The sequence below is a fragment of the Candidatus Obscuribacterales bacterium genome (assembly GCA_036703605.1).
GTDB lineage: Bacteria > Cyanobacteriota > Cyanobacteriia > RECH01 > RECH01 > RECH01.
This window is the reverse complement of sequence record DATNRH010000993.1, coordinates 1-4,709: the sequence shown is the minus strand read 5'-3', so window position 1 is coordinate 4,709 and position 4,709 is coordinate 1. Positions and strand designations below refer to the sequence as shown.

Annotated in this window: 6 protein-coding genes; 2 read left to right on the top strand and 4 right to left on the bottom strand. The window is 55.2% G+C overall.

Annotation, left to right across the window (positions count from 1 at the left end; all coding sequences use genetic code 11):
- The 3 genes from V6D20_20385 to V6D20_20375 all read right to left on the bottom strand — a co-directional run.
- Positions 1–376 (bottom strand): accessory Sec system translocase SecA2 (locus V6D20_20385; protein HEY9818137.1); only part of this gene is annotated, 376 nt, incomplete at its 3' end.
- A complete protein-coding gene (locus V6D20_20380; GenBank protein HEY9818136.1) occupies positions 358–507 on the bottom strand; it encodes a hypothetical protein in 150 nt (49 codons plus the stop codon). The genes V6D20_20385 and V6D20_20380, both read right to left, overlap by 19 nt.
- An 87-nt stretch (positions 508–594) precedes the next feature.
- The gene (locus V6D20_20375) at positions 595–1,179 is read right to left on the bottom strand and encodes a hypothetical protein (GenBank protein ID HEY9818135.1); all 585 of its coding nucleotides are present in this window, start codon (positions 1,177–1,179) and stop codon (positions 595–597) included.
- Positions 1,180–1,510: 331 nt separating this feature from the next.
- Between V6D20_20375 and V6D20_20370 the strand changes: the two genes are divergently transcribed.
- On the top strand, positions 1,511–1,996 hold the full coding sequence (locus V6D20_20370) for a GNAT family N-acetyltransferase (protein ID HEY9818134.1): 486 nt from the start codon (positions 1,511–1,513) through the stop codon (positions 1,994–1,996).
- 34 nt (positions 1,997–2,030) lie between these two features.
- On the opposite strand, the gene V6D20_20365 is transcribed toward V6D20_20370, so the two are convergent.
- On the bottom strand, positions 2,031–3,503 hold the full coding sequence (locus V6D20_20365) for a leucyl aminopeptidase (protein ID HEY9818133.1): 1,473 nt from the start codon (positions 3,501–3,503) through the stop codon (positions 2,031–2,033).
- A 942-nt stretch (positions 3,504–4,445) separates the two neighbouring features.
- Here V6D20_20365 and V6D20_20360 point away from each other — a divergent pair.
- Positions 4,446–4,709: hypothetical protein (locus V6D20_20360; protein ID HEY9818132.1), on the top strand; the 264-nt coding region annotated here is incomplete at its 3' end.

The following is a 4,709-nucleotide window of genomic DNA, read 5'->3' as shown; positions in this document are numbered from 1 at the left end:
TAATCACGTGAACGCCTTTGCCCTCTAGGGCATTCAGGTAGGCCGGCAGGGTAGACACTAGGGTTTTGCCTTCCCCGGTCTTCATCTCTGCGATTTGCCCGTCGTGCAGCACCATCCCACCAATCAACTGCACGTCGAAGTGGCGCATACCCAACACGCGTCGCCCCGCTTCCCGCACAACAGCAAAGGCTTCTGGCAATAACGCATCAAGGGTCTCGCCCTTTTCAATCCGCTGCCGAAACTCGCCAGTTTTGGCCTTGAGATCGTCATCCGACAGAACTTGGATCTCTTCTTCTAGCAAATTGATTTCAACAACATCGGGCTGGTATTTTTTCAGCTTGCGTGCGTTGGGGTCGCCTAGCAGTTTCTTGAGCATGGTGGGGATGAGTATATAAAGACGGTCGGCAGGAGGATAGCAGTTTTCAATAACTGGATGGCTGGGGCGATCGCGGCCATGGTGACCTGACCTACAACAGAGGGGCGATCGCTGGGCTCAAAAATATCCATCAACGTAGTGCCTCGGCTGAAAACCGAAGTATCTTCATACTATCACTTGCCTTAGACGGCGGAGGTGCGGTTAACCCCGCCTCGCCATCATTGCCATTCGGCGGTGAGCTGGCGATAGTTATAGTCTTCAGCGCCAATGTGGCAGGCGGTACAACTGTTGGCCGTGACGGGAGCGGAGAACTCCACTTGAGGGTGGAGGGCGGCGAAATAGCGAGATGTATCCAGTCTATAGGGAACGGTTTCTCCATCGCGCAGGGGGCGAGAGAAGTCGCGCAGATACTCCCAGATCTGGACGGTTTGGGTGGGCAACTGCTGGGGTAGAATCACGCCATAGTGCTGCGGATCCTGCAGGAGTTGCCGCCAGGTTTCATCGGGCATGACGGCGGGGGGCAGGGGCAAGTGGCAACCGGCACAGGTTTCCAGATAACGCTGTTGCCCTAGGTGGTAGTCTTCCGGTACCGGATCGACGGTGCCAATGCGGGGGCGCTCGGGTAATGCGGGGGGAGCGGTCTGGATGTCAGACTGAGCGATCGCTTGCGGGCTAGATGCTAGGGCAGGATGAATCTGCGCTAGACCTAGGCTAAGCAGGATGCTCAACAGACCCACGAGCATGACCGCAGCGAGGCGGGGCGATCGCCCACGGGATGGCGAAGAGAAATCAAAACGGGCCATAGATGACAGACACTAGGAATCAACAGAGGAGCACCCCATGGGTCGTAAGATTCAGGACTTGCTGACCTAAGGTTGACAAGTCTCCCACTCCCACCACAGCATATCAGGCAAGACTCCCATCCGCCCATCGGGGGATAGGCACTCCTTCGCGAGAGACGGGTGATCGTCGGGACGGTCTAGGGACGACGCTGGGCATACCTAGATGTAGACCTAGACGCAGACGAGTAGCCGTAGTTTCCCAGGGGGCGATCGCCCATCCGCACCCGTTAGAATCTATCCGATGGGAAGATGAGTACCCTCTCGTTTTATTACTAACCTCGTTAAATCATCTATGGATTGTCGTCATATTCAGGCTCGGGTGTACGATGACCGCGGTCAGGGTCATGCATTGGTGCAGGATCTTGACCTTCAGCAGGTGCAAACCTTGTTTCGCCGCACAGCGTTTTGGGCACAGGATCGTAGCGTAGACGAATGGGCGATCGCCTTAGCCAACAGCCGCCCCATTGCCACGCTTTGGGACAGCGATCGCTTGATTGGCTTTGCCCGAGCTACCTCCGACGGCATCTACCGCGCCACCATTTGGGACGTGGTGGTGCATAACGATTATCAAGGAGCTGGGCTGGGGCGCAAGCTGGTGGAAACCGTGCTCACCCATCCTCACGTGAACCGCGTGGAGCGCGTCTACCTGATGACAACCCACCAGCAGCAGTTTTACGAGCGCATTGGGTTTGCAGAAAACCAAACCACCACCATGGTGCTGCACAACCAGAGGATTGAAGCGAATACCCTCACCGCTTGGAGCCTAGAGGCTCTCTAAGCTCCAAGACTAAGCTTCAAGGTAGGAGACGGCCCTAATTCAGCACCCAGTTCACCAAGGTGCGCACTGCAAAGCCGGTGCCACCAGGGTTGTTGTAGCCATCTTCCTTCTCTGTCCACACGGGGCCTGCCACATCGAGGTGGGCCCAGGGTGTTGTGGTGACAAACTGTTTGAGGAAGAGCGCCGCCGTGATCGCCCCTCCGGCTCGGGGTCCGGTGTTTTTCATGTCGGCCACAACCGACTTGAGCCCATCAAAGTATTTTTCCTCCATGGGCAGCCGCCAGACTTTTTCGCCGGCTTGCTGGGCAGCCTGGGTCAACTCCTGGGCGATCGCATCCTGGTCACTCCAAAGCCCCGCCACGTCATCCCCGAGGGCGACAATGCAGGCTCCGGTGAGGGTGGCTAGATCGACCATGGCGTCTACACCCAGCTTGTCGGTATAGACCAGGGCATCGGCGAGGGTGAGGCGGCCTTCTGCGTCGGTGTTGTTGACTTCAATGGTTTTGCCGTTGGACGCGGTCAAAATATCACCGGGGTGCATGGCCCGACCGCTGATCATATTTTCCGTAGCGGCGCTGATGAAGTGAACCTCCACGTCGGGCTCCAGGAGAGCGATCGCCTTCGCTGCTCCCAGGGTGGCAGCGGCACCACCCATATCGGTTTTCATCATCTCAATGCCGCTGCCCGAGGGCTTGATGTTCAGTCCACCGGAATCGAAGGTGAGCCCTTTGCCAATAATCGCCACTTTGCGCCGAGGGGTGCCCTTGGGGCGATAGGTGAGGTGAATAAATTTGGGCGGCAGGTCAGACGCTTGGGCCACGCCTAGAAATGCCCCCATACCTAGCTTTTCACAATCTTCTTGCTCTAGGATTTTCAGGTCTAGACCATGGTCTTGGGCGATCGCTTGGGCCGTCTCGGCCAGGGTAATGGGCGTGACCACATTGGCGGGAGCCGACACTAGTTCACGAGCCAGGATCACACCTTGGCAAATGGTTTTGGCACGGGCGATCGCGGCCTCTTGTCCTGCCAGGCCGAGTAAATCAACCCGCTTCAGTTTTAAGTCTGCGCCATCGGAGGACGACTTGAAGCGGATATCCTGGTTGGCCGCTAGTTCCATCCCTTCGGTGATGGCTTGGGCGGATGCCGCCGGATTATCCTGCCATACCGGAAAACTCAACCCTAGGGTTTGACATTTTTCGCGCTTTGCCACCCGTAGCGCACTAGCTGCACCGCGCCGCAGGTGATCCAGCAAAAGGGAGTCTGTTTTTCCTAACCCAATCACCGCTATCTTACGGATGGCGCTCTGTCCACCCACCCGCGCAACAGCACTGCTGCCTAGCTTGCCCTTGAACTCGCTTTCCTCAATCAGCTCCGCCAATGCGCCTTCTAGCACATGATCGAGAGCAATCAGATCGTCATTGAGAGCGATCGCCTCTTCAGCGATGCCAATGGCTAGGCAATCTCCTGCCCAGTCTACTCTTGATGTCTCTATACCTTGAAAATCCATAGCTATTTGCACAATAAAACACAACTGAGCGGGCTGAAGTTCAAGCCCTCATCTTTCGCCACTATAAATGCTACGAACAGCCCCACGATTCTGGTAGAGTCCTCTAGGTGGGATAGGGTCGCAAAACGATGAAGAGACAGCGTTAGTGTCGACTTGACTCAACTCCAGATTAAGTCGTATTCATCTGTGTTGAGACCTGTCCCCTAGAAGATCTGTGTCTTCAGTATTGCCTAGTTTTGCGGAGAAATTCGCGGTAGCTATCCGAACTTGCCAACAAGCTGGGTTATGGTTTCTGGAGTAGGAATGCCAACGGTAGGTGGGGATGGTAAGTGGGGATGGTAAGTGGGGATGGCGATCGCAACCATAGCTTAGGTCAATGCAATACCCAAGAGGTGACGAACATTACATTTCCATTGCCTAGAGTTTGAGATGGTTCTGAATAGGGTTAGACAGCGATCGCCCTATCTAGCCCGAAAGATGAACCATCAGGCATCAGCCAACGTCTAACGTCATGCCAGGAATCTACAGCGTTTCTAGGTCTATGGATAGAAATGATTTAACTTAGGCATGATGGGGGCAAGCTGATCGAAGCGGTGGCGTCTGGTTGCACCCAACGACAAGCAGGCTTGACCATACCCCCATGAACAACCCCATCGATCCTGTCAAACATCGTCATTGTTCATCAAACTGTTTATCGAGATGTTCATCCGGTTGATTGTCTTCTGGGGCATAGACCATGGTTCTCATGCTGGCCACACATCTAGTTTTTGCTGCATCTACAACGTCTCCCTAATCTACTGTAGGTATCCAAGGGAGGCGCGTCTACGTCAACCTCCGCCCCACTTGTTGCTGGAGGGACGCTCGCTCGCGATCGCCCTTTGCTTGACTTAGGCATACAGGGCTAGCCTACGGTTTAGACCACTTACTCCTGATGCATCCTGAATGATTAATGACATGAACCGTGATACCCAGGGACTGGTGCAGGTGTTGCCCTTGTCTGCAGGATTGATGGATCAACTACGTACCCAGTTCGCCGATGAACGGGTTGATCCCGCTGGTGGGGCGATTGACTCGGAGATTTACGCCACGATCATTCACCATCAGTCTCAGCTGATGCGACTGATCAACTCCTTGCCGGGCATTATCTTCACCGCCAACCCCGATCCAGAGTGGTCTATGACCTACCTGAGTGATGGTTGTCATGGG